At 67.1% G+C, this 25,060-nt stretch carries 15 protein-coding genes; 8 read left to right on the top strand and 7 right to left on the bottom strand.

The annotated features are described in order from the left end of the window. Positions 1-168: 168 nt before the first annotated feature. From KY501_RS06635 to KY501_RS06620, 4 genes are all read left to right on the top strand, one after another. The gene (locus KY501_RS06635; RefSeq protein WP_224361749.1) at positions 169-462 is read left to right on the top strand and encodes a hypothetical protein; all 294 of its coding nucleotides are present in this window, start codon (positions 169-171) and stop codon (positions 460-462) included. 269 nt (positions 463-731) lie between these two features. Beyond that, the gene (locus KY501_RS06630) at positions 732-1,025 is read left to right on the top strand and encodes a hypothetical protein (protein ID WP_224361747.1); all 294 of its coding nucleotides are present in this window, start codon (positions 732-734) and stop codon (positions 1,023-1,025) included. A 339-nt stretch (positions 1,026-1,364) separates the two neighbouring features. Further along, complete coding sequence (locus KY501_RS06625; RefSeq protein ID WP_224361745.1) at positions 1,365-3,323, top strand: serine/threonine-protein kinase; 1,959 nt, start codon at positions 1,365-1,367, stop codon at positions 3,321-3,323. Continuing rightward, positions 3,320-4,201: a hypothetical protein gene (locus tag KY501_RS06620; protein ID WP_224361742.1), complete on the top strand. Its 882-nt coding sequence runs from the start codon at positions 3,320-3,322 to the stop codon at positions 4,199-4,201. The genes KY501_RS06625 and KY501_RS06620 overlap by 4 nt, the downstream gene beginning before the upstream one ends. Positions 4,202-4,246: 45 nt before the next feature. On the opposite strand, the gene KY501_RS06615 is transcribed toward KY501_RS06620, so the two are convergent. Further along, positions 4,247-4,969, bottom strand: a complete 723-nt coding sequence (locus tag KY501_RS06615; protein ID WP_224362327.1) for a YebC/PmpR family DNA-binding transcriptional regulator — start codon at positions 4,967-4,969, stop codon at positions 4,247-4,249. Positions 4,970-5,158: 189 nt separating this feature from the next. On the opposite strand from KY501_RS06615, the gene KY501_RS06610 reads away from it, so the two are divergent. Together KY501_RS06610 and KY501_RS06605 are read left to right on the top strand one after the other, a co-directional pair. After that, complete coding sequence (locus tag KY501_RS06610) at positions 5,159-7,138, top strand: alkaline phosphatase PhoX (RefSeq protein WP_304608601.1); 1,980 nt, start codon at positions 5,159-5,161, stop codon at positions 7,136-7,138. A gap of 109 nt (positions 7,139-7,247) precedes the next feature. Then, positions 7,248-9,074, top strand: coding sequence for an Aq_1262 family (lipo)protein (locus tag KY501_RS06605; protein WP_224361740.1), 1,827 nt, complete (start codon positions 7,248-7,250; stop codon positions 9,072-9,074). A 186-nt stretch (positions 9,075-9,260) separates the two neighbouring features. Here the strand turns inward: KY501_RS06605 and KY501_RS06600 are convergent, their stop codons facing one another. Both KY501_RS06600 and KY501_RS06595 read right to left on the bottom strand, forming a co-directional pair. Further along, the gene (locus KY501_RS06600) at positions 9,261-10,229 is read right to left on the bottom strand and encodes a quinone oxidoreductase family protein (protein WP_224361739.1); all 969 of its coding nucleotides are present in this window, start codon (positions 10,227-10,229) and stop codon (positions 9,261-9,263) included. Positions 10,230-10,348: 119 nt separating this feature from the next. Beyond that, positions 10,349-13,183 carry a DEAD/DEAH box helicase gene (locus KY501_RS06595; protein ID WP_224361738.1) on the bottom strand — a complete coding sequence of 945 codons (2,835 nt, stop codon included), beginning with the start codon at positions 13,181-13,183 and terminating at the stop codon, positions 10,349-10,351. A 133-nt stretch (positions 13,184-13,316) separates the two neighbouring features. Between KY501_RS06595 and KY501_RS06590 the strand changes: the two genes are divergently transcribed. Beyond that, positions 13,317-13,715: a BlaI/MecI/CopY family transcriptional regulator gene (locus KY501_RS06590; RefSeq protein WP_224361737.1), complete on the top strand. Its 399-nt coding sequence runs from the start codon at positions 13,317-13,319 to the stop codon at positions 13,713-13,715. Further along, positions 13,712-15,325 (top strand): M56 and MltD domain-containing protein, encoded by a 1,614-nt coding sequence (locus KY501_RS06585; RefSeq protein ID WP_224361736.1) that lies wholly within the window; start codon positions 13,712-13,714, stop codon positions 15,323-15,325. The genes KY501_RS06590 and KY501_RS06585 overlap by 4 nt, the downstream gene beginning before the upstream one ends. 1 nt (position 15,326) lies before the next feature. On the opposite strand, the gene KY501_RS06580 is transcribed toward KY501_RS06585, so the two are convergent. The 4 genes from KY501_RS06580 to KY501_RS06565 all read right to left on the bottom strand — a co-directional run bounded on the left by KY501_RS06580 (position 15,327) and on the right by KY501_RS06565 (position 25,051). Then, a complete protein-coding gene (locus KY501_RS06580; protein WP_224361735.1) occupies positions 15,327-16,481 on the bottom strand; it encodes a winged helix DNA-binding domain-containing protein in 1,155 nt (384 codons plus the stop codon). Positions 16,482-16,552: 71 nt separating this feature from the next. After that, positions 16,553-21,865 carry a trifunctional serine/threonine-protein kinase/ATP-binding protein/sensor histidine kinase gene (locus KY501_RS06575; RefSeq protein ID WP_224361734.1) on the bottom strand — a complete coding sequence of 1,771 codons (5,313 nt, stop codon included), beginning with the start codon at positions 21,863-21,865 and terminating at the stop codon, positions 16,553-16,555. A 75-nt stretch (positions 21,866-21,940) separates the two neighbouring features. After that, positions 21,941-23,380, bottom strand: coding sequence for an aldehyde dehydrogenase family protein (locus tag KY501_RS06570; protein ID WP_224361732.1), 1,440 nt, complete (start codon positions 23,378-23,380; stop codon positions 21,941-21,943). A 33-nt stretch (positions 23,381-23,413) separates the two neighbouring features. Next, positions 23,414-25,051 carry an acetolactate synthase large subunit gene (locus tag KY501_RS06565; RefSeq protein ID WP_224361730.1) on the bottom strand — a complete coding sequence of 546 codons (1,638 nt, stop codon included), beginning with the start codon at positions 25,049-25,051 and terminating at the stop codon, positions 23,414-23,416. Between the last annotated feature and the right edge of the window lie 9 nt (positions 25,052-25,060).

The raw sequence follows: 25,060 nt of genomic DNA, 5'->3' as shown, positions 1-25,060 counted from the left end.
CGGGCTGATCCGAGGAAATTCTCCTGATCTGGCGCGACTTTAGGTGCCACTACGCAAAACTTTCAGGATTCTTCGCTCCATGTCGTTTTGCATCTGGACGCAACAACCGGACAGGGCTCACGATGATCCCTGTAGCGCGTTTCTTCCCGCACACGCGGAGGGCCGAACATGTGGATCGAGGCGATCGTCATGCCCCGTGAGGACTCCAGGCCCTACCGCCCGTCGCCGCCGCGCGATCGCCGCGCGGTCTACTCCGCCGGCCAGCACGAGAGCCTGGAGTTCCGAGCCACGGTGCTCAACTTCCTGCAGGCCAATCAGCTCATGGGCGCCGTCAAGTGGGTGAGCGAGCCGGGATCGCTTCCCATGGTGATGTTGCGCTGCCAGGAGCGAGTGCTGGATCGCCTGCGCAAGGCTCCTGAGTTCGAGGCGGGTCAGTCCCTCTCCCTCGAGTTGCAGTCCTGAGCAGCCCGGGGTGGCGTCCTCGGGACCTGCTCGCCCCTGTTGAACGGCCGAATCCCTGTTTTCGGTCTACCTGCGAAAAACCCAGTCAAGACAAGAGCTTACGCGCCCGGTCCTGATGTTTGCTGGTTTTTCCTGAAGTCCCTTCCCCTCTTGACTTTGGCCCGGTTGGCGTTCGCACGCAACCATTCGGCGGCTGAATGCAACGCGAGGCGGATGCATCCATCACCACCCTTGCTACCTTCGGATGCGCAAACCGGAGGGTGCTCGGAATGTGGATTGAAGCGATCGTCATGCCGCGGGAAGAGGAGAGTTCGTACCGTCCTTCGCCCCAGCGCAACCGTCGAGCGCTCTACGAGGCTGCCCGCAACGAGAGCCTGCAGTTCCGTCAGCGGGTGTTGAACTATCTGCACACGCACGAGCTGATGAGCGCCGTCAAGTGGGTGAGCGAGCCGGGTTCGCTCCCCATGGTCACGCTGCGCTGCCACGAGCAGGTGCTGGAGCAGCTGCGCCAGGCGCCCCAGTTCGAAGCAGGACAGTCCCTCTCCCTGGGGCTGCAAGCCTGAGAGACCGGCCCGGGGTGAACCGGATGTCTGATCACCCCTTCTTCCACAGCACCGAGAAGCTGCGGATGTGTCTCGTGCCTCGTGCCGCTGCTGAAGCTTCACGCTGCATCACTGAGAACAGAGACTCTTCGTAAAAATGCCGCCCATCCATGAGAGCGTTTTCTCACGCGTGCAGCAGAGACTTCGCTCAGTGGAAAGTTCCCGCCAGCCTGCTGTTCGTCTCGAACTCACTGTGAGATATTGGTCGGAAGATTTTGCTCCGCTGGGGGGGATCGGATTCCAGCGGAACCTGAGACCAAGCGGCCCGAGGTTTTCATGTCCGTCCGGGTGCCGGAACCTATGAACCAGTCGACGCGCAGCATGCTGAAGTGCTCGCAGTGCGGAGCCATGCTGCCGCCCGGTGCCTCCGTCTGCCCCCGAGATGGTGCGCGCGCCGTAGCGGAGAACCCCTTCGGGGACGAGGCCACCGTTCGCCGAGACTCGAAATCCCCTCGCCTCGAGGAGGCCTTCGAAGAGGAAGAGCCCCGAGACGAAGGAACCTGGGAAGCCACGGTGTCGCGCGACGTTCTGGTGGGCAAGCAGCTGGGAGATTTCGTCGTCAAACGCCGCATCGGTGCCGGCGGCATGGGCATCGTCTACGAGGGCGAGCACCCCATCATCGGCCGCAAGGTGGCCATCAAGATCCTGCGGCCGGAGTTCTCCGAGGGTGGCGGGGCGCGCGATCTCATCGCCGAGGCCCGGGCCGCCAGCGCCATCCGCCACCGCGGCATCATCGACGTGTTCGGCTTCGGCACCATCCCTCACGTCGGCCAGTACCTGGTGATGGAGTACCTGGAGGGCTCGCCGCTCGACGAGATCATCGCTCAGCGCGCGCCCATGTTGGAGCTCGAGGTCATCGCGCTGCTGGACGAGCTGCTTGGGGCGCTCGCGGCTGCTCATGCCACCGGAGTCATCCACCGCGATCTCAAACCGGGCAACATCTTCGTGGTGCGCGACTCCGGCGGCGGTGAGTCCGTGAAGGTGCTCGACTTCGGCCTGGCCAAGCGCAGCGACGTGCCCCATGGCACCACGCCGCAGACGCGCGCCAGCATGATCGTCGGCACGCCCGAGTACATGGCTCCGGAGCAGGCCACGGGCCAGGCGGTGGGGCCGCACACGGATCTGTACGCGGTGGGAGTGATCGCCTTCGAGATGCTCACGCGACGGCTGCCCTTCGAGGGCCCGTCGGGCATGGCGATCGCCATCCAGCACGTGCAGTCCAAGCCACCCGCCCCCTCCACCTATGTGGACATCCATCCAGCACTGGACAAGCTCGTGCTGCGGCTGCTGGCGAAGACCGTCGCGGAGCGGCCTGCCTCGGCGGATGCGGTTCGCCGTGAGCTGAAGACCCTCAGCAAGCAGCTGTCCGATGGGGCGACACGCCTCGAGCCGGCTCCGAAGGGCGAGAAGCCCACGGACCCGATGCCTCGCGTGCGGACTGGTGAGCGTGCGGCCGTGGCGGCACATGCCGCTCCGCCTGTGCCGAGGCACTCGCGGCCCGCGCCCGAGACGCGCACCTCTCCCGCCGGCAGTTCCGGCAGAGCGGAGGCCGTGGCATTCGACAGCGATGAGGACGTGTCCTCTCGTCCGACGACCCTCTCTCCCCCGAGTACCGAGCGCGTCCCATCCATTCGCTCCAGCCGCGTGCCGCGGATCGCAATGGGGGCCGTTGCGCTGCTGGCACTCGCTGGAATGGGGGTCTGGGCCCTCAACCGCGAGAACGCCGTCCCCCCGGCAGGGACTCCCGTCGCCGAGCGGACTCCCGAGGCAATCCAGCCCGCCCCCGTGACGCCTCCTGCCGTGGAGGTGAAACCTGTCCCCCCCTCGACTCCGGGGCCGGTGATCCCGCCCACGGTAGAGGCGCCCAAGCCGCCTCCCGAGGCCACCTCCGCAACCCAGGTGGCTCAACAGACCGATGCCACGCCCACGGCTCAGCCGAAGAAGCCCGCGGAGCGCATGGGCATGGCCCAGCCAGGCCGATCACCCAACGCCCGTCCCACCGCCAAGGCTGGGAAGACGGGAACGCTCCACCTCAACATCCGAGGCTGGGCCAACATCTTCATCGATGAGAAGCCGATGGGCGTCGTCCCGCCGCTCAATGACCTGGAGCTGCCCGCGGGCCGACACAAGTTGGAGCTCATCTCCAGCCCTTCGCTGCGCCCCTATCGGACCACCGTGGAGATCAAACCGGGCGAGACGCTGGAGCAGACCGTGAAGTTCCAGCCAGCGGTCCGCTCGGATTCCGCCGAGGAGCCATGAGATCGGCCGTATTGCTGTTCACGGGATGGGTGCTGCTCGCCGCGCTTCCCGCTCATGCGGAGCTGCGCGGTGTCTTGTTGTACGAGCGAGGCGACTATGCGCGCGCGCGCAAAACGCTCGAGGAGGACCTGCGCTCCTCCAAGCTCTCCAAGGAGGACCGCGTCAAGGCGCGCCTGTACCTCGCCGCGGCGCTGCATGCCTCGGGCGCGGAGGAAGCCGCCCGCATCCAACTCGAGGAGCTGGCGTTGACGGCACCCGCGCTCCAGGTAGACCCCATCCTCTTCCCTCCTGACTTCGTGGCCCTGGCCGACAAGGCCCGCAAGAGCGTGGATGCCCAACGCCAGGAGACCGAGCGCAAGCGCCAGGATGAAGAACGCCAGCGCCTGGAGGCCGAACGCCAACGCCTGGAAGCCGAGCGCCTGGCTCGCGAGCAGGCCGAGAACTCCTCCAAGCCGCCGCCCGAGGACGTGCCCTCCGTGAGCGCGGAGTCCAAGCAGGTGCAGTTGCGTCCGGAGGTCTTCGGCTTCGTCGATCCCCTGGGCAAGGGCTGGGGCCTGGGAGGGGATGTGACGCTCGGACTCGGCTCTGTGGACGTGAACGCTCGCGTGCTGCTGGGCGAGAACCCGGGCTTCGGCGCCGAGGTGGGACTGCTGCTCGGCAGCGGCTCGGTGCAGCCACGTCTGGCATTGCGAGGCACGGCCGTTCCCGGCTCGAAGGCCTATGGTGGCGGCGCGGTGGCGGGCCTGCGCCTGGCTCCCGCCAACCGGCTCATCCTCCTGGTGGATGTCGGCGCCGAGTACCTCTCGGTGAAGGACACCACGGAGTACCGTTCCTTCGTCCTGACCAGCTCCGCGGGCGTAGGCTTCGATCTGCTGTGAGAGGACTCATCCTCCCAGGAGTTCGAACCCTTCCTAGTCGCCGTCTCAGCCCAGGTTGTAGAAGACTCGCTGGACGTCTTCGTCCTGCTCCAGCGAGTCGACAAGCTTGAGCACCTCGTTCGCCTGCTCCTCCGGCAGCTCGAGGTGATTCTGCGCCACGTACTCCGAGTCCGCGGACAGGACCGTGAGGCCTCGGGCTTCGATGGCCGCCTGGAGATGCCCGAAGTCGTTGAAGGCGCAGCGGATGACGAGCTGCTTCTCGCCCTTCTCGCCCGTGCTCTCGCCCATCTCCTCGAGCCCGTGGTCGATGAGATCCAGCTCCAGCGCCTCCTGGTCCACGCCCTCCGGGTTCAGCCGGAAGACGCCCATGCGCTTGAACTGGAAGGCCACGCTGCCCGTGGTCCCCAAGCTGCCGCCGTGCTTGTTGAAGTGCATGCGCACATTCGCCACGGTGCGAACCACGTTGTTCGTCGCGGTCTCCACCAGGACGGCGATGCCGTGCGGACCGTAGCCCTCGTAGAGGACCACATCGTAGCTCTCGGCCTCGTGGCCGCTGGCGCGCTTGATGGCACCCTCGACCTTGTCCTTGGGCATGTTGGCCGCGCGCGCGTTCTGCATGGCGCGGCGCAGGGCGGCGTTCGAGTCGGGGTTGGGTCCCCCCGCCTTCACCGCGATCGCAATGTCCTTGCTGATGCGCGTGAACACCTTCGCCATTTTGTTCCAGCGGGCGAACATCGTCGCCTTACGTGTCTCGAAGATGCGTCCCATAGCGGGCCCGTTGTACCAGCACTCCGGGCGAATGGAAGCCATCTGACGCTCCATGTCGAAGGCCGAGCACTGAGGCCTGACTCACCGCGTCTGGAACCATGAGCCTCCCGAACCCGCCCTGAGGGTGGATCCAGAAAGTCGGAGCTCCCGGCTATCCTCCGCCTCCCTCCCTGGAAGAGGACATACCCCATGACGAAGATTCGAACGGGCCGCTCCGCCGGAGCCGTCCTGTTGGCGAGTGCGCTCGCGCTCACCTCCTGTACTGGCGACAAGGGCACCACGGGCCCAACCGGTGCCACCGGGAACGAAGGGCCTCAAGGCCCCGAGGGCCCCCCAGGCCCCGCCGGTGCAACGAAGTGGCTGTCCTTCGCGGACGTGGGTTTCCCCCGCACCAACGCGGAGAAGAACACGGTACGGGCGTCGAGCTCCGCCAACGTCAACGGCACCGAGATCCCCATCAGCTTCAACACGATCCTGCGCGGCAATCAGGATCCGGCCCGCCCCGAGCGCAAGTGCGATCTCGTCAACAGCCCGAACACGTGCCTGGGCGTGCTGCTGTCCGCCGCCGGCAAGCCTCTGCGCGATGACGCCGGAGAGGTCGTCGTCACCAACACCCAGGACAACACGTCCTTCATCGAGGCGGGTGGCAAGATCTTCATGTACAACTCGACCGAGTCCAACCCGGCGGGCATGTTCGTGACGAGCATCATCCAGGATGCGGCCGGCCACCTCTCGGCCACGTCCACGCGGGCCCTGGATACATCGTCCCTGGATGGCTTCTGGTACTCGTGCGCCGGCACGAAGAGCCCGTGGGGCACGCACCTGGCCTCCGAGGAGTTCCCGCCGGATGCCCGCTTCGTGCAGAGCCGCACGGACTGGGCGCACCTCAAGGCCACGGCCACCTCGCCCACGTTCGCCGAGTTCAAGCTCGCCGCCCAGTACTTCGCCGTGGACCTCACCGATGCCAACACGGACGGCATCCCCGATGGGGACTACGCCAGCTTCCTGGCGAAGTACTCGCCGTACTTCGCGGGCTACCCGGTGGAGATCACCCTGGATGCCAATGGGAATGCCACGCTGAAGAAGCACTACGCGGTGGGGCGCGGCTCGCTCGAAGTGCCCTACGTCATGCCGGACAACAAGACCGTCCTGCTCACCGATGACGGCGCGAACGTGAGCCTCTACATGTTCATCGCCGACACGGCCAAGGACCTGAGCGCCGGCACGCTGTACGCCATGCGCGCCTACCAGACGAGCCCCGTGGGCTCGGCGAACTTCACCGCGGACATCGAGTGGATCAACCTGGGCCACGCCACCAGCGACCAGATTCGCGCCTACCTCCATCCCACGGACAACACCCCGCGCATCACCTTCGTGGACATGTTCGAAGCGGAGACGCCCAACGCCGACGGCAGCTGCCCGACCGCCGGCTTCAAGTCGGTGCGCGCGGCGAACTCGGAGACGCTCGAGTGCCTCAAGCTCAAGCCTGGGATGGAGTTGCCCGCCTCGCGGTTCGAGACGCGGCGCTACGCGGCCCTGCTGGGCGCCACCGCCGAACTGAACAAGGAGGAGGGCCTCACCTACGATCCCGACTCGCACACGGTCTACATCGCCCTGACGGAGATCTCCAAGGGCATGACGACCCAGGCGGGCGGTGGACCTGATCACATCAGCGTGGCGACCAACCTGTGCGGCGGGGTCTTCGCGCTGAACGTCGGCCCCTGGACGGATGGGGACGCCAAGGTAGTGACCCAGTACGCACCCCTCAACTGGTATCCCGTCGTCGTCGGCCAGCCGACCACCTACGCGGCGGGCAGCCCCTACGTGGGCAACACGTGCAGCGTCAACGGCATCTCCAGCCCGGACAACGTGACGTACCTGCCTGGGTACAACACGCTGATCATCGGCGAGGACACCAGCGGCCACCAGAACGACGCCATCTGGGCCTTCAACACCGTGACGAAGAAGCTCACGCGCATCCTCACCACGCCCTATGGCTCCGAGACCACCTCGCCGTTCTGGTACCCGGAACTCGGCGGCCACGGCTACCTGCTGAGCGTCGTCCAGCACCCGTACGGCGAGAGCGACACCACGCACATCACCGACTCAGAGGCGACCGGCCGTGACAGCTGGGTGGGCGTCTTCGGACCGTTCCCTCCGCTGAAGTAGTCGCTGGTGCCCGGGCTGGTCACGCTCCGGCCCGGGCGCTGGTGCATGCAGAGAGTCCACTGCCGCGGAGGCATTCCTCCGCGGCTCCTTTCTGGAGCCCTTCCCACCGATGCCGTCGCGCCCTGCCCTGCCACTGTTGTTGCTCCTGCTGATCTCTTGCGCGTGCCGCGGCTCGGACTCCAAGTCCTCGGACGCGGGGGCTCCGGGAGCCACGCCCCAGAACACCGGGAGCGCACCACGGGACATGCGAGACGACGTGCTCTCGCACCGCACGCCCTACATTCCTCCGCAGTGCTACACGAAGACGAAGGACTCGCTGGGGCGCACGCACAACCCGTGCTTCGTGTGCCACCAGGGCTCCCTGATTCCCAACTACGTCGACGACGCTGCCCTTCAGCTCGACTTCTCCTTCCCTTCGACGGCTCGGCGCAACCCGTGGACCAACCTCTTCGTGGATCGCCGGGCGGCCATCGCGGCCACCTCGGATGAGGAGATCCTCGCCTGGGTTCGCCAGAGCAACTACCTGGCACCGGATGGAACGCCCCTGCTCGCACGAACGCTGCAGCAGGTTCCGGCGGACTGGGATCTCGATCACAACGGCCGCTGGGACGGGTGGATCCCGGACATCGCCTTCTCCTTCGACGCGCTCGGCTTCGATCACCGGCCGGATGGCAGTCTCACCGGGTGGCGCACGTTCGCGTACTACCCCTTCCCTGGCACCTTCTGGCCTACCAATGGCTCGTTCGGCGACGCACTGATCCGTCTCCCCGAGGCGCTCCAACAGGACGAGAACGGCAAGGCGGACCTCGAGGTGTACGCCGTGAACCTCGCCATCCTCGAGGCGCTGGTGGCTCGCAGGGATGTCTCCATTCCTCCCACGGCGGAGGGACGGCTCGGGGTCGATCTCGATGGAGATGGCCGCCTGGGGACTGCGAGGCAGGTCAAGTTCACGTGGGATCCCCCCCAGCACACCATGAGTTGGGTGGGACGCGCGCGGGTGCTCCAGCAGCAGGGCGAACTCCACCTGGCGGCCGGGCTGTTCCCAGAGGGGACCGAGTTCGCGCACACTGTGCGGTACCTGGATGTGGTGGACGGCAAGCCCCGCATGGCGGCTCGGCTGAAGGAGCTGCGCTACATGGTCAAGAAGGGCTGGCTCACCTACGGCGCTCACATGCAGGCCGCGAACCGAGAGGCCTTCGAAGCCCAGCAGACGCCGGACAAGACTCGCAGTGTGGGAGTCCCCTCCGAGCAGGGGCTCGGCAATGGAGCGGGATGGAGGCTCCAGGGCTTCATCGAGGACGCCAGAGGCCAGCTCCGTCCGCAGAGCCGGGAGGAGCACGCGTTCTGCCTCGGCTGCCACTCCGGCATCGGCGCTACGGATGACAGTGTCTTCTCCTTCGGCCGCAAGCTGCCGGACTCCGCCTTCCAGGCCGGGTGGTTCCATGCCTCGCAACGCGGCCTCGAAGGAGTACGCGAGCCCGTGCGCGCGGACGGCCGCGGCGAATACGCTTACTACCTGGAGCACAACGGCGCCGGAGATGAACTCCGCGCGAACACCGAGGTGATCTCGCGCTTCTTCACTCCTGAGGGCGCCCTTCGCCCTGAAGCTGCCGACGCCCTGCGTGCTGATATCTCGACCCTGCTCCTACCGAGCCCCAAACGCGCCCTCCAATTGGACAAGGCGTACCGGCTGATCGTTCGTGAGCAGAGCTTCACGCGTGGGCGCGACGCCATCCTCGAGCCCGCTGCCCAGGTCCATCGCGAGGTTCCCTCGGGAGATCCCGCCCTGGAGACGGGCGTGGGCGATCCAATCCCCGGGCCGCGCGAGGGCACGATCACCCGCTACCCGGGGTTGCCTTCGGGAGGAGAGAAGGTCTCGGTGCCGGGAAGGAAGACCCGTGCTTCTCAAAGCGGACGGCTGGCGGACACTCGCTGATTCGAAAGACGTGCACGCAACAGCATGCGCTTTCATCAAGCGCCGCACCTCCTGAACCTCGGGGAGGTGCCCCTGTCGGGCGCGACCGCGGCCAACTTGTATGCTTGTCGGACAGGTTCGGAATCAACGCGACCGACAGGGAGCTCTCATCCCAAGCGTTTCGCACCAAGGGCTGGCGCCCACTCCTCATCTGACAGTCAGCACCACCTTGCCCACCGTCTCCCTGCCCTCCAATCGCCGGTGTGCCTCGGCGGCTTCGGCCAGCGGGAGCTTCAAGCCGATGAGGATCCGGAGCTTCCCTTCCGCGACGTGGCGGATCAGCGACTCCAAGGCCCTCACGTGGGTTCCGGGTGGATGGGGCGTGTGCAACCAGTACGCGCTCACCTTCACGGACTTCGCGAACAGAGAATCCACATCGACGGGCGGCGGCGGCCCACTCGCGGAGCCATAGCTCACCAGGTGCCCGAAGGGGGCCAACGCCGCAAGGCTCGCGGCCCACGTGCTCGCACCCACCGCGTCCAGCACGAGGTCCACGCCCCTGCCTCCCGTGCGCTGATGGACCTCCGCCACCACGTCCTCATGGTCGTAGCGGATGACCTCGTCCGCGCCCAGTTCCCGGACGAGCCGCGCCTTCGCCTCACTGGATACCGTGCCGAAGACGCGCATCCCCGCCGCCTTGGCCAATTGCACCGCCAGTCCCCCCACGCCGCCCGCTGCCGCGTGGATGAGCACTGACTGCCCTTCCTGGACCTGTCCCACCGTGCGGAGCAGGTGGTACGCCGTCAGTCCCTGCACCGGCACCGCAGCCGCGACATCGAAGGGCACCGTGTCGGGCAAGGCCACGAGGCTGCTCACCGGAGCAATCGCCCGCTCGGCGTAGCTGGCCACCGTCCATGCGACGACCCGCTTCCCCACGAGGGCCTTGTCCACACCGGGGCCTACGTCGGCGACGATTCCCGCGGCCTCTGAGCCGAGGATCCGGGGCAGCGGCACCTTCGCGTCATAGAGCCCGCGTCGCCGCTCCGTGTCCGCGAAGTTCACTCCCGCCGCGTGGACGCTGAGCTGGACCTCACCCGAGCCTGGCTGAGGCTCTGGCACCTCCTCGAGGCGCAACACCTCGGGCCCCCCCGTCTGGTGATAGCGAATGGCTTTCATGGCGGACTCATATAGCGAGGCTCGCGCCGCTCCGCCCGGACTTCCCCGTCAGCGATCGCGCTGGCGGTCATGGGCCGTGCGCGGGGCTCCCCTCCGAGCGCAGTCAAACCCAAGCGCACTCAACGCTTCGGGCGCCGGTTTCCCTTTCCTCGCCCCGCTCCGCCACCGTGTCCCGACTTCCCTCCATGCCCCCGTCCCCCTCCTCCACTGCGCCCTCCCCCACTGCGCCCTCCCCCACTGCGCCCTCCTCCACCACCGCGGCCCCCGCCTCGCCGCTCTCCTCCGCCCCCTGAGCGCCCGGCTCCGTAGCGCCCGAACTGACGAGTCCCTCCTCCGTCCTCGCGTGTATCCCGTGCTGGGTGCACAACCGGACGGCCACTGCCGCTCCGGTGTCGAGGGTCGCGCTCCGCTTCGAGCTCGTCCGGGCTCCACGGCATGTCCAGCAACTCCTGCAGTTCGAGCAACGTGTCGGCCCGAATGGCGCCGCGACGGCCGCGATGCACCCCGAAACGCAAGGGGCGATCGAGCACCAGAATCTCTTCCTGCACGAGCGTGCGCGCCATCTTCTCCGGCAGGTGGAGCCGCACCACGCCGTGCAGCTTGCCGTCCGCGGCCTGCTCCACCTCGTAGCCCAGCTCCACCTCGCGATCACGGATGAGGACCGCGCCCGGCAACCTCAGGAGTTCTTCCCGGACCCCGGGCGACACCAACGAGCCCAGATCGAGACGCAGCCGGCGCTCAAGGAACTCGTCCATCGTGGTGACGCCCTGGAGCTGTGCCTCGTAGAGGGCCGTCAGCTCGAACTCGCCGAGCTTCGCCGTGCGTCCACCCGAGCGCCGCCACAGCTCTCGCACCTCCTCGATGGCCGGCAGGTTGAGGTGCACCGCCTCGTGCCGCGCCTCACCACTCGCCATCGCCTGGGCGAGCACATGCACCGCGCGCTCGGCCAGCTCCGGCCCCCATGCGCGGAACACCTCGACTTCATGCTCCAGCTCGAATCCCGAGTGCTCCAGGCTCCACTCGAGCACCAGCGACCGGCGCTGGGAGTCATAGGCCAGCTCCGACTCGCTGCGGCGCGCGTACCTTCTCAACAGATCGAGCGGGACCTGCGTTCCCTCGATCGCGGCCTGCGTGGAACCGTGGCGGTCGGCGAAGTAGCGGAGCATCCCGGCTATCGCGCCGAAGCTCCCGCAGACGCTCGTCTTCGAGACACGAGCCTCCTGCCCCCACGCCGTGCGCTCATCGATGACGAGATCAAACGGCATGAAGCGCGCGAGCAGATCGGCCAGGCGGCGAAGCACGCGCTCCCCCGCGAAGGGCATGAGTGAGGGGAGGTCGACGCCCACGCTGCGATAGATGCTGGCCATCGCCAGGGCCGCGTCCTCGATGGCCTTCACCAGCACGCCACGCCGCTCGGCCCACTGCGCCATCTTCTCCGGCTCGAACAGGTGCCGCGGCAGCCCGTACACCTCGCCGACATAGCCCGCATGCCGGTACGCATCCGCATAGAGGTTGTAGCAGGTGAGATGGTCGCTCCCGGGAACCAGCACCCCATCCAGGTTGCGCTCCTCGCGGGTCATGCGGTGGAGCGACTCGATGGCGCTGCACACGGCGAGAAACGGGAGCAGCGCGTCTTCCGCGTTGACGATCAGCTCCGCCCAGGTTCGCTCCACTGGCAGCGCCTCCACCGCGCGCCCGTACTGCGAGAGCTTCCCCTGATCATCGATGATGTTGCGATCCTGCAGCCGCTGGAACACGCGACGATAGGCGGTGCGATCGAGCGGCACGGGCAGATCCAGCGCATCCGCGCGAACGCCGAGCGCCGCCGCCGTGAGCGCCACGCGCTCCGAGTCCCCCGCGAGCTGGAACTCGGGCTCCGTGGGGCGCAGCCTGGCGAAGTCGATGTACCGATCACTCAGGATGAAGACGCGCCCGCCCTCTACGCGCCCGTGCACGCGCCCGGCCATCTGGAGCAGCTCGTTGTTCCCGAGGTGCACCCGCGTGAGCACGTTGCGTCCGCGCTCGACGAGGTTGGCAAACCGCGTGTCGTCGATGACGACCGTGTCGAGCCCCTGCACGTTGAGCGCGCTCTGCCCCGCGGCCGTCATGGCCAGCAGGTAAGGCTTGGGCTCGGTTCCTTCGAGGAACGGACGGATGGCGCGGATGGGCTCTCCGCCGTGGTAGTGCGACGCGTGGATGCCGGGCCACCGAGTGCGGACGTGCGAGGCCACCTGCTCCACCGCGGCCCGAGTGGGCAGGAAGATGCCCACTCCACGCTCCTCGTCCTCCACCGCGCAGAGGAATTTCTCGTCGAGGAACGCGAGCGGCGGCCGGGAATCCACCACCACCCGCGCCACCTTCTTCGGATCGAACGCCTGGACCTCGAGTACGTCGGCGCTGTTCAGGTATCGCGCATAGAACGACGGATCCACCGTCGCCGAGAGCCAGATGAAGCGGCAGCCCACGCGCTTGCCCAGGGCGAGGCACAACTCCAGCTCCGCGGATGTCTGGTGGATCTCATCGATGATGAGCGTGTCGTGCGGCAGGATGTCGCCGTTCTGGAACCAACGCCGAGCGATGCCCGTCGTCACGATGATGACGTTCCAGGTGGGCATCTCGGGAGTCGCCTCGCGCTCTCGATTCACCACGCCGACCCGGAGCGGTGCTCCATCCTCCGCGCCGACGATCTCCTCCGCCATGAGCCGAATGGCGAGCGTCTTTCCCGTGCCGGTTCCCGCAACGATCCCAAAGCCCTTCCCGGCTCGCGCCAGCTCGCGCACCCGCGCCCCGTGGTGCTTCTCCAGATAGGTCTCCAGCCGGAGCCCGATGGCCAGCTCGATTGTCTCGCACGCGGCGCGAGTGGGGGCGATGACGATGACACGACCCGTCTTCGGTTCGGCGGAGACGAAGGCTTCGTGGTCGGGAGGCAGGAAACGATCGGTCGGAGTACGCACGCCCGGCCATCACGCCCCAGGACGGGCCCAGATGAAAGCACTCCCGCACACATCAGGCTCAAACTCATCAACTAATGCCTTAGTTGCATTCCAACTAAGGTCTTAGTAGTTTGCCCCTCCGGAGGTTGGACCTGTGCCCAAGTCACCGCTCGAAGACGCCGCCCGGCCGCTCACGCCCGTGGAGTTGGAGCTCATGCACATCGTCTGGAAGCAGGGCGAGGTGAGCGTGGCGGACGTGCTCGAGGCCCTGCCGCCCGAGCGCAAGCTGGCCTACACCTCGGTCTCCACGGTGCTGCGCATCCTCGAACAGAAGGGGGTGCTGCAAAGCCGGAAGGTGGGGCGCGGGCACCTGTACTCAGCGCTGCTGCCACGCGAGGCCTATGAAGTCCAAAGCGTCCGGCACCTCGTGGAGACGGTATTCGAAGGAACCCCTTCCGCCCTGGTGGAGCGACTGGTCGAGGCCGTCCCTCTCTCTCCCGAGGAAGCTGCTCAGATCCGCAAGCTCCTCGACTCGAAGAGGTCCAAGCCATGAGTGCACTCTGGCGCGATGGGACCGCGCTCTATCTGAGCGTCGCGGCACTGCTGACGGTGGGCTTCGTGCTCCTGCGGGTCCCGCTCGCGGCCCTCGGGCGTCTGGGCTGGCCCATCCCAGCGCGGCAGACGCTGTGGGCCGGACGGGCCGTGCTCACTGTGGCCATCCTCCTGCCCGTGGCCTGTCTGTCGGTGCGAGGGCTCATGCCCACCGGGCCGCTCTTCACGTTTGATCGCTCCGTGGTGCGCCACACCGCGCGCCTGCCGGAGCTGGCGTGGGTCTCGACGCCTCGTGCAACGTCGCCCCGCCCTGCCGAGCCTCCTGTGCCCCTTCCAGTTGGGATGGCCGTGGTCCTCATCATCGGATCGATCTCGGTGGCACTCTGTGCTCGGCAGCTCCACCAGCACCTGCGCCTGCTGCGAAGGCTCGAAGCGATGCCTCGCCTGCGCGAGGTGGGTCGCGTGGCCGTGGTTCTCTGCGAATCGGACTCCACCGCGTTCTCAGCCTGGTTCCCGCGCCTGGGCCCCGGGCCTCGCGCATGGGTCGCCGTGCCTCCTGCCCTTCTGGAGGATGACCAGGCCCTGCGGCTGACGGTGCTGCACGAGCTCCAGCACCACCGCCAGCGAGACACGGTGCTCGCCTACCTGCGACTGATCCTGAGCGGCCTCTTCTTCTGGAACCCCGCCGTGCGGGCCTTCGGCCGGTGGCTCGCCACCTGCCAGGAGTTCGCCTGCGATGAGGCGCTCGTATCCGGAGGCAAGGCGCGTCCCCATGACTACGCGCGGTGCCTCTTCGAGGCGGCACAGCGCGCCATCCCTTCCCGGTCCCTGCCCCTGGGCGTCACCGGAATGGCTCACCCCACGCAGCGGAGAATCGAAATGCTCTTCCAGTCCCGTACCAGCCGTCCGCACCACGCCGCTGGGCTCGTCGTCGCCGTGGCCCTGGCGCTCACCCCGCTGGCGCTCTGGGCCCAGAGCGCCGCCCAGGGCCGAGCCGTCACGCTCGCCGAGGCGAAGGCACTCGCTCAGGCCAGCCAGAAGCAAGGCGATCTCCCCGTCATCGTGGACGAGATGGTGGTGGAGAAGCTCAACAAGCTCATCTCCACGCCCAAGGGCCGAGCCTTCATGCAGAAGGCGCTGACGAACCTGACCACCCACCGAGAGGCCCTCTTGAGTTCCCTGCGAGCGAAGGATCTGCCCGAGGGGCTCCTGGCGGTGGCCGTCATCGAGTCCGCGGTGAGCAACCTGCCGGAGATCTCGAAAGAGACGTCGCTGGCTCCGGGAATGCGCGGCGCGGGCGTGTGGATGTTCATCCCCTCGACGGCGCGCAAGTACGGGCTGACGGTGGATGCCCAGCGTGACGAGCGGCTCGACGTCGCGCGGGAAACACAGGCCGCGGCGGCCCTCTTCTCCGACCTGTACGGCCGTTACGGGGACTGGCGCCTGGCGCTCGCGGGCTACAACCAGGGCGAGGAGAAGGTGGACCAGGTCATCAGCGAGACGGGCATCCGCGACGCGAGCCAGCTCGCCCGCGCCGGCCACATCAACGACTACGTGAGCACCGTCCAGGCCGGGCTGCTCATCGTGCGCAACCCGCACCTGCTCGACTGACTCACTTCGGTGAAGTGAGCTGGATGTCCCTCTTGCTGACCTCGGGCGCAACAAAGTCGAGCAACCCCGCGCCCTCCCGCGTCAACGCAGCCGAGTCCTTGCTGGAGAGCCGTTCGAAAGGCTGGATGCGCAGGGTGATAGCCCCTCGCTGCCGGGTGATCTTCCAGGTGCCGCGAACGAAGCCGTCCACGAGCACCATCTGATGCCCGAGGTGGCTCACCACCCACTTGCGGTGCTCCTCTGGGATGATGCGCGCCCGATCGACGTAGGCGACGAGCACGTTGTCGTACTCCGGCAGGAATCGCGGTGGAGCCACCGTGTCGGGATCCGGCAGCGGAGCATCGGGGAGATCGAGCAGCTCGGTGCCCTGCTCGTTGACGAAGGAGCGCAGGCGAGGCCGCAGCCGCTCGATCACCTCGCCCAGTCCGGTCAATCCCGACCAGGCTTGCACATCCCGAACACTGGCCGGACCGAACGCGGCCAGATAGCGCAACACCAGCGAGTCCGGAGCAGAGTCCTGCTCGATCGGACGACCGAGCCAGGCCTCCGCCGTGGTGCACAAGGCCTGTCCGCTGGCCCCCCAGAGACCGCGAGGAGGCACCTGAACCAACGGCACCAAAGTGCGGATGGCGTTGCCCAGGGATTCGGCATCGCGCCGGGGCCACCGCTTCCGCAGCAACAAGCCCAGCTCCGCCTTGGTGCGCGGCTTTTCCTCCGCGAGCGCCCTGCCCGCCTCCAGGAGCGCCGGAATGTCCATTCCGGCGAGGAGTCGGCCAAACGGACTGGCACTATATAAGGATCGCTCCAGCGCGGACTGCAGCACCGGGCGCAAGGACAGGCAGTCCCGAGCCGTCACCAGGTGCACCGTCGAGCGCATCAACACCGTGCGCACCGCCTCCCGGTCCTGGATCATCCGGCTCAGTTCCTCGGGGAGAAACCCCTCCAGCCGCGACCACAGCCCCACATAGGGCGACGCTGGCACCTGGGATTGCATGCCGACCAGCCGCTCGATGGCCTCGGCCGCGGACAGCTTCCACCGGCGCAGCAGCATCTGCCGCTCGAGCAGGGCCCGGTTGAGTGCTCGCGGGCTGAGCACCCGGCCCGACTCGCTGCCGGGGTCCACGGATGCCGTGTGGGGTGTCTTTCGCCTGGGCAAGCCCATCTCCCTCTCCGTCGGGTGACTGTAGGACACCCTGCACCTTGGAGCCCGGCTGTGACACCCTTCTGTCAGGTATCTCCGAGCGGGATCTCCAAGGTGGCCGTGGCCCCCTTGCCCGGCCCCTCGCTCTCCAGCGTGAGGCGCCCTCCCATCATCTGTGCCGCCAGGGCGCTCGTATGGAGGCCAAAGCCGTGCCCCTCCTTCCGCGTGGTGAACCCGTGGGAGAAGAGGTGCTCCCGGATCTCGGGGGCAATCCCCGCGCCGTTGTCCACCACCTGGACACGCACCCGGTTCTCCAGACGTTCGAGCCGAACGAGCAAGCTCCTCTGTCCAGCGGGAGACGAATCCAGCGCGTCCTTGGCGTTGCTGATCAGGTTGATGAGGATCTGCAGCACCTTGTGCTTATCGGCGCGGATGCGAGGCACCGGTGAGAGCTCTCGCATGGCGGAGACGCCATGGCGCTGGAGCGCCGCCATCTGGATGCGCAGCGCATCCTCGATGAGCTGTGACAGATCGCACTCCTCCACCAGCAGCGTGGTCCTGGCGTAGTTCTGCTGCACCTGGACGATGACCCGGATGTGCTCGATGTGCTGGCCCATCGTCCACAAGCCCTCGCGCAGGCGCTCATGCTCGCGGAGCAGCTCGTCTCCCAGCTCTTCCAGATAGGAGGCCAACCGAGTGCCGCGAGGATCCCTCGTGAGGAAGTGCACCAGTTCCTCGGGGCTCTGCTTCAACATGGAGGAGGCCTTCTTCACCCGGTCGATACGCGAGCCATTCAGTGTCCCGAGCATCTCCTCGAAGTTGATGACAGTGCTGGTGAGCACATTGCCCACGCTGTGGAGCACGTTGGAGGCCACCTCCGTCATGCCCACCTCGCGAGCCGTGTCCACCAGCCGCTCCTGGAGTTCCCGGAGCTCACGCGTGCGCTCCTCCACCCGCCGCTCCAAATCGTCATTGGCCCGGCGCAGCGCCGCTTCAGCCCGCTGGATATCTCCATACAGCCGGGCGTTCTCGATGGAGATGGCGGCCTGGGACGCCAGGTGCTTGAGCAGTGAGAGCCGTCCCGGGGTGAAAGCGTTCGTGGCGAGGTTGTTCTCCAGGTACAGCACTCCGTCGAACGACTCCTGGCGCAGAAGCGGCAGGCACAGCAGGGAACGAACCCCGCCGCCCTCCAGGTACGCATCGGACGAGAAGGAGTGGGGCTTCGAGGCGTCTCCGACGAGCACGTGCTCACGCGTGCGCTTGACGTAGGCGATGAGCGACCACGGCAGCCTGCGGGAGGATTCCTCCTCGGAAGAAGCCGAGAACCAGCCCTGGGAAGCACCCGAGGTGGCCACCACTACGAGCGTGTCGCCCCGCGCCAGCAACAGGGCGCCACGCTGGGCCCCCGCATTCTCGAGGGCCACCTGCATCAGCATGGCCACGAGCCGCTCCAGCACGATCTCACTGGAGATGGCGAGTTGGGCCTTCACCACCGTGAGCGCGTCGATCTGCATCGAGTCCGTGCTGGTGGTCGTGGTGGTGGTGGTGAGATGCCCCGTGCGACTCGACGGGGACACCAGCTCCGGCCACTGGGCCTCCAGGTGCTGGACCTTGCCCAGGGCACCCCACTGCCCATAGGCCGTGTGGGCCGCGTGTGCGAAGGCCCGGAAGATGCTCGGCGCCCGACGCGTGTTCCAGAAGCGCGCCGCGAGCTCGTTCGCCAGGCCCACGTTCTGGATGAAGCCGTTCTCCTGGGCCGAGTGGATCGCCTCCTCGTACGCGGTGGTTGCCTCATCCCGCTGCCCGGTGACACGGGAGATCTCCGCGAACACCATCCGCTCGGGCCCGAGGAAATTCTGGGGGCACTCCCTGGCCCACTCCGCGAGCTGGTGGTGGTGCCGCCTCATGTCGTCCAAGAACTCGCGCTGCTGGTCGGGCGTCACGCCGTCGAAGCAAGCGGCCAGCGTCAGCGCACGGTAGAGGTGGTAGTCCAGAAGCTGGATCAGTCCGAACGAGGACCAGAGGAACGGCGCGACCTTCTCCCCCGCCTCTCGCGCCTGCTCGAATTCGCCGCACATGAAGCGCGACTGCATCTTGGTGAGCCAGTACCAGCAATGCAGCGTGGTCAGGCGGTTCGGCGTCAATCGAGCTTCGAAGCCCTGCTCGTCGAAGCCATCGTCATCCAGCCTGTTGAATGACGACGTCAATCCACGCATCTGCTGCGAGTACTGCTGGGCGAGGCGGATGACATCATCGATGTCGGCGTAGCCTACCTTGCGAGCGAAGTCGCGGCGCGAGACGGCCTCCTGGTAGACGTCCTCCAGGCGGTGCCCGAGGCTGAGCCGATCCGTGACGATGTGCGAGCAGCAGAAGCAGGCAATCGGAAAGTCTCCTGCCTGGAGCGAGTACTGGAAGCCAGTGCGAGCCAGCTCCAGTGACGAGTTCATGGGCTGCGTCCAGGGGTTGAGCGTCTCCTGGGCGAAGAGCACCTTGCCGCGGAAGGCGAAGAAGCGGTGGCGCTCGACGAGTTCCCGCGCGAGCAGGCCGAAGGCATGGCCTTCCTGGTACCGCTTGAAGAAGGACCCGGTCACCACGCCGAACCAGCCATAGCCGTGCGTGCCCCCCTCGGTGTTGCCGTACCGAAGCGACAGGGAGACCACCCGGCACAGTTGGAGCGCGAGCAGGTTGTTGTCCGTGAAGTACGAAGGGGCGAACAGCGCGCTGAGGACGTGGATGGCCGCCTGCATGTCGGGGTCGGTCATCAGCGGAAGGTCCACGAGGCTCTCGACGGACCGCTCTCCCATGAGGTTCCACACCTCATCGTGGGCCGCCACCACCTCCTCCCATGCGGGATGAGCTGACATGGGCATGCCCACCGAGCCCAGGAACTCCAGCAGACAATCCACGGCCTGGGGGATCTCTCCAACGACGAGGTGCAGCTCACTCCTCAGGCAGGCCGCGGCCGCCATGTCCGTGCGCGTGCGCGCCCGGCGTTGCAGCTCCTCGACCAGGTGGCGCACCTCCGCGAGGTTGCCGCTCATGAACTCGCACGTCGCCTGGGACATCTCGATCTTGAAGGTCAGCTCGTAGTCCGTCTGCCAGGGATCCTCCGGGAAGAACTCGAGCGCCTTCTTGAAGTAGACGACGGCCGACTGGTGCGCCATGGAGGCCTTGGCCTTCAACCCCGCCTCCGCGTTCAAACGCGCGACGCGCAGACGCTCTTCGGGCTCCTGGATGAGCTCAGCCCCCGCGTTGAGCTGGCTCACCACATCGAAGAGCTTCTCGTGCACCTCATCGGGAGAGAGGCTGGCCAGCAACAGTCGTCCGATGCGCAGGTGCACGGCCTTGCGATCCTGCTCGGGGATGAGGGCATGAGCCGCCTGCTGGATGCGATCGTGGAGGAAGCGGTACTGCTCCGGTCCGCTGCGTGCCAGGAAGCCCTCCTGGAGCACGGGCTCCAATTCCTGCTCCACCTGCTCCGGCTCCAGGCTACCCGAGAGGGTGGCCAGCATCGGGAGCGAGAACGCATGCCCCACGCAGGCCGCCAGCCGCAGCAGGTGCTGCGTTCCAAAGGAGAGCTGACGCAACCGGCCCACCATGAAGTCCACGACGTTGTCGGAGTAGCCGCGGGCCTTCACTCCCTCCGCGTCCCACCGCCATCCCCGCTCCTGCGTGCGCACGAGCAGGCCGTCCTGATGCAGCGTGCTCAGCAACTGAACGAGGAAGAAGGGATTGCCCGCGGTCTTCTCGTGGACTCGCGCCGAGAGGGGCTCCACCACTTCCCTGTCCGCACCTGGGAGCGAGTCGGCCACGAGTTGCTGGACCTGCTCGAGACTCAAGGGCTCGAGCCGAAGATCCGCCACCCGCGCGCCCGCCTTGCGGATCTCTTGCAGCGCCAGAACGAGGGAGTGCGAGGGACTGAGTTCGTTGTCGCGGTAGGCGCCGAGCCACAGCACCGGAGGCATGCCCTCCTGGGTGAGCAGGTGCTGGATGAGCCGAAGGCTGGCCAGATCCGCCCACTGAAGATCATCCAGGAACACGGCGAGCGGGTGCTCGGCGGTGGCGAAGACAGCGAGGAAGCGCTGGAAGGTGCGGATGAAGCGGTTCTGCGCCTCGGCGGGAGGCAGCTCGGGGACCGGCGGCTGGGGGCCCGCGATGAACTCCAGTGGAGGAACCATGTCCAAGAGGAGCTGCCCATGTCCCTCCCAGGCCTGGAGCAGGCGCTCGCGCCAGCGGGCGAGCGACTCGTCACTGCCTGCCAGCAATTGCTCCACCAGCCCATGGATGGCTTGCGCCAGGGTCGCGTAGGGGATGTCCCGTTGGAACTGATCGAACTTGCCGGTGAGGAAGAAGCCGCGCTGGCGCACCACCGGTTTGTGCAGTTCGTGCACCACCGAGGACTTGCCCAGTCCGGAGTAGCCACTGACCAGGATGAGCTCGGGCCGGCCATCCTGGACCACCCGCTCGAAGCCCTCGAGCAGGGCAGTGACCTGCGCGTCCCGTCCATACAGCCGCTGCGGCAGTTGGAAGCGGAGAGGAACATCCTCCGTGCCCAGAGGGAATTCCTCGAGCGCGCCCCGGCGCAGCCCCTCGCGGCACCGCTCGAGATCGGCCTTCAACCCCTCGGCGCTCTGGTAGCGCTCCTCGGCGACCTTGGCCAACAGCCGCATGACGAGGGAAGACACCACGGCCGGAATGCTCGGAATGAGCTTGTTCGGAGGCTTGGGCAGCTGCGCCATATGGGCGTGGAACCACTCGAGCGCATCGCGCCCGCGAAAGGGCAAGGTTCCCGTCAGCAGCTCGTAGAAGGTGACGCCCAGCGAGTAGAGATCGGTCCGATAGTCCACCGTGCGGTTCATGCGGCCGGTCTGCTCCGGCGACATGTACGCGAGCGTCCCCTCGATCAGGTTCGTGGGAGCCGCCTCGACGTGTTCGATCTGCTGGAGCGTGGCGGTGCCGAAGTCGATGACGCGTGCCTCTCCCGAGGGCAGCAGGATGATGTTGGAGGGCTTGATGTCCTTGTGGATGACATTGTGGCGGTGGATCTCCGCCAGGGTGGAGGCCAGGGAGATCGCCACATCGAGGAATCGAGCCACTTCGAACGGCTGACCGATGAACTCGGACAGCGGCGTGCCCTCCACCTCCTCCAGGAGCAGCACCGGGCGCTCGAAGACGAGCTCACAGGAGTGAGCCTTGGGTACGCCGCTCACATCCCGGAGCCGCTGCAGGATCCCGAACTCGCGGCGGTAGCGCTCACGCTCTCGGGGAGAGGGAGACACCGCCATCGGCGTCTTGATGATGCCTTTGAGGCTGTCGACATTCCGTACCGCGTGAAACAGGATATTCGAGCCCGTTGGCCTGACGGCACCCAGGAGCGTGAAGCCCGGAATATTCGCCATTGATAAAGTCTACACCCAGGAAAGAAACTTACTCCCCGGGTACCTGTACACCCCCCAAGCCGTGCCGGAGGACACTCACCCAGAAGTCTGGCGCAGCACGAGCAGCCGGAGCTCGGTCATGTCCTCGATGGCGTACTTCACGCCTTCGCGTCCCAGGCCCGAGTTCTTCACTCCACCATAGGGCATCGTGTCGACGCGGAAGCTCGGCACGTCGCCGACGACGACGCCTCCCACTTCCAGTTCGTCCCACGCCTGCATCGCCCGGGACAGATCCTGCGTGAAGATTCCCGCCTGCAGTCCGTAGCGCCCGTCATTCACGGCCCGGAGCGCCTCGTCGAACGAGCGGAAAGGCTGCAGCAGCACGACCGGCCCGAACGCCTCCTCCGCGCTCAGCGGCTCGTCCGCGGGCACGCCCTCCAGCACTGTGGCCTCGAGCAGCGCTCCACGCCGCCCTCCTCCCGTCAGTACGCGCGCCCCGCGCTTCACGGCACTCTGGATCCAGCCCTCGAGTCTCTTCGCGGCGGGCTCGTCGATCATGGGCCCGAGCGTGGTGGCCTCGTCCCGGGGATTCCCCGCACGCAGGGCCTTGGCCCGTGCCACCAGGCGCTCTCGCAATCCTTCGTATACCGACTCGTGCACGAGCACGCGCTGGACGGAGATGCAGCTCTGACCGGACTGGAAGAAGGCGCCGAGGGCGATGCGGTCCGCGACGAAGTCCAGGGACTGCCCCGGGTTCTGGTCCACCACGCAGGCCGCGTTGCCGCCCAGTTCCAGAACCACCTTCTTGCGGCCCGCTCGGGCCTTGAGATCCCACCCCACCTTCTCCGAGCCGGTGAACGAGAGCAGCTTCAGCCGATCATCCTCGATGAAGGGGCCCACGTCCTCGAGGCGCGTCGGAATGACCGAGAAGGCGCCTTCGGGCAAGGCCGTCTCGGCGAGCACCTCGGCCATGATCATGGCGCTCACGGGGGTGCGATCCGACGGCTTGAGCACGAACGGGCAGCCCGCGGCGATAGCGGGCGCCACCTTGTGCGCCACCAGGTTGAGCGGGAAGTTGAAGGGCGTGATGAACGAGCAGGGGCCCACGGGCACGCGCTGGGTGAAGCCCCGGTAACCGGCCGTCCGCTTCGACACCTCCAGGTTCAGCACCTCGCCCCCACCGCGCACGGCCTCCTCGGCTGCCGCCTTGAACGTCTCGATCAGACGGGTGACTTCGCCGCGCGCATCCCGGATGGGCTTGCCGGCCTCGCTGCAAAGCACGAGCGCCAATTCCTCGGCCCGCTCCCGGAAGCGGCGGACGCAGTGCTCCAGCACCTCCTGCCGGACATAGGGCGCCAGCTTCCGCATCGGCTCTGTCGCGCGCACCGCGGCAGCGATGGCCTCCTGCACAGCGGCTGCGTCCGCGAGCGCCACGCGCGTGACGATCTCTCCGGAGTATTTGTCGGTCACGGCCAGCTCCGCGTTGGGCTGCCGCGGACGGTTGGCCAGGTAGTACGGATAGCGTTCAGCCAGCATGGTGTTCCTCGCTTCCAATCAGAGTGTCATGCCTCAACGAGCGGCGCCTTCCTCGGGCCCCGCTCCGAGCGCGCGCGTGTTGTCCGAATAGTCGATGGGCAGGTCGATGACGTGCACTCCACCGGACTCCAGGCAGCGCGTGAGCGTGGCGCCGAACTCCGTGGCGCTCGTGGGGCGGTGCCCGCGTGCGCCATAGGCCTCCGCATAGCGAACGAAGTCCGGGTTGCCCAACTCCATGCCGAAGTCCGGGAGTCCCATCTCCCCCTGTTTCCAGCGAATCATCCCGTACCCATCATCGCGCACCACGACCACCGTCAGGTCCAGCTTCAGGCGAACCGCCGTCTCGAGTTCCTGCGAGTTCATCATGAATCCACCGTCGCCACAGACCGCAAGCACCTTGCGGCGAGGGTAGACCATCTTGGCCGCGATGGCGGAGGGGAGCCCGGCCCCCATTGTCGCGAGCGCGTTGTCGAGCAGCAACGTGTTGGGCCGCCGGCAGCGGTAGTAGCGAGCGAACCAGAGCTTGTACATGCCGTTGTCGAGGCACACGATCCCGTCATCCGGCATGACGCGCCGCACCTCGGCGACGAGCCGTGCGGGGTAGATGGGGAACCGGTTGTCATCCGTGCCCCGCGCGAGCTGCGCATCGAGCCCCGCGCGAGCCCGCTCGAAGGGCGCGAAGTCCCAGTGGGCACGAGGGCCTACCCCCTCCGCGATGCGCCACACGGCGTTGGCGATGTCGCCCGTCACCTGCACCTGCGGGAAGTACACGGGGTCCACCTCGGCGGAAGAGAAGTTCAAGTGGACCACGGTGCGGCGGGCGTCACGCATGACGAAGGGAGGCTTCTCAATGACGTCATGGCCCACATTGACGATGCAGTCCGAGGCCTCGATGGCGCGGTGGACGAAGTCCCCATCCGAGAGAGCAGCCGTGCCCATCCAGAGCGGGTGCGTCTCGTCCACAACGCCCTTGCCCATCTGGGTGCTGAAGAAGGGCATCCCCACACGGTCCACGAAGACGCGAAGCATCTCCGAGGTGAGCTTGCGGTTGGCGCCCGCGCCGATCATGAGCAGCGGACGGCGGGCGGACGCGATGGCCTCGACCGCCTGCGCGATGGAGCCCTCATCGGCCACGGGACGGCGGGAGACGATGGGCGCGAGCGGTGCGGCTTCGGTGAACTCACGAGCCACGTCCTCGGGCAATTCGATGTGCGTGGCACCGGGGCGCTCTTCCTCCGCGCGACGGAGTGCCTCGCGCACCGCCGATGGGACGTGCTCCGCGGAGACGAGCGTGCGGGTGGACTTGGTGAGCGGCCGCATCATCCCGACGACATCGACGATCTGGAAGTGGCCCTGCTTGCTGACCTTGATGGGCTTCTGACCGGTGAGCATGACCATGGGCATGCCACCGAGCTGCGCGTACGCCGCGGCAGTGACGAGGTTGGTGGCGCCTGGCCCCAGCGTCGACAGGCATACGCCGGCGCGTCCGGTGAGCCTGCCCCACGTGGCAGCCATGAAGCCCGCGGCCTGCTCGTGGCGGGTGACGACCAGGCGCATGCCCGCGGCGCGCATGGACTCGAGGAGATCCAGGTTCTCCTCGCCGGGAAGCCCGAAGACGTAGCGCACGCCTTCTGCTTCAAGCGCTTTGACGAACAGATCCGATGCTTTCATGGGGTGTCT

The organism is Hyalangium versicolor, from assembly GCF_020103695.1.
In the GTDB taxonomy this organism is placed as follows: domain Bacteria; phylum Myxococcota; class Myxococcia; order Myxococcales; family Myxococcaceae; genus Hyalangium; species Hyalangium versicolor.
Note: the sequence above shows the minus strand (reverse complement) of the source record. Positions and strands in the feature narration are given on the sequence as shown.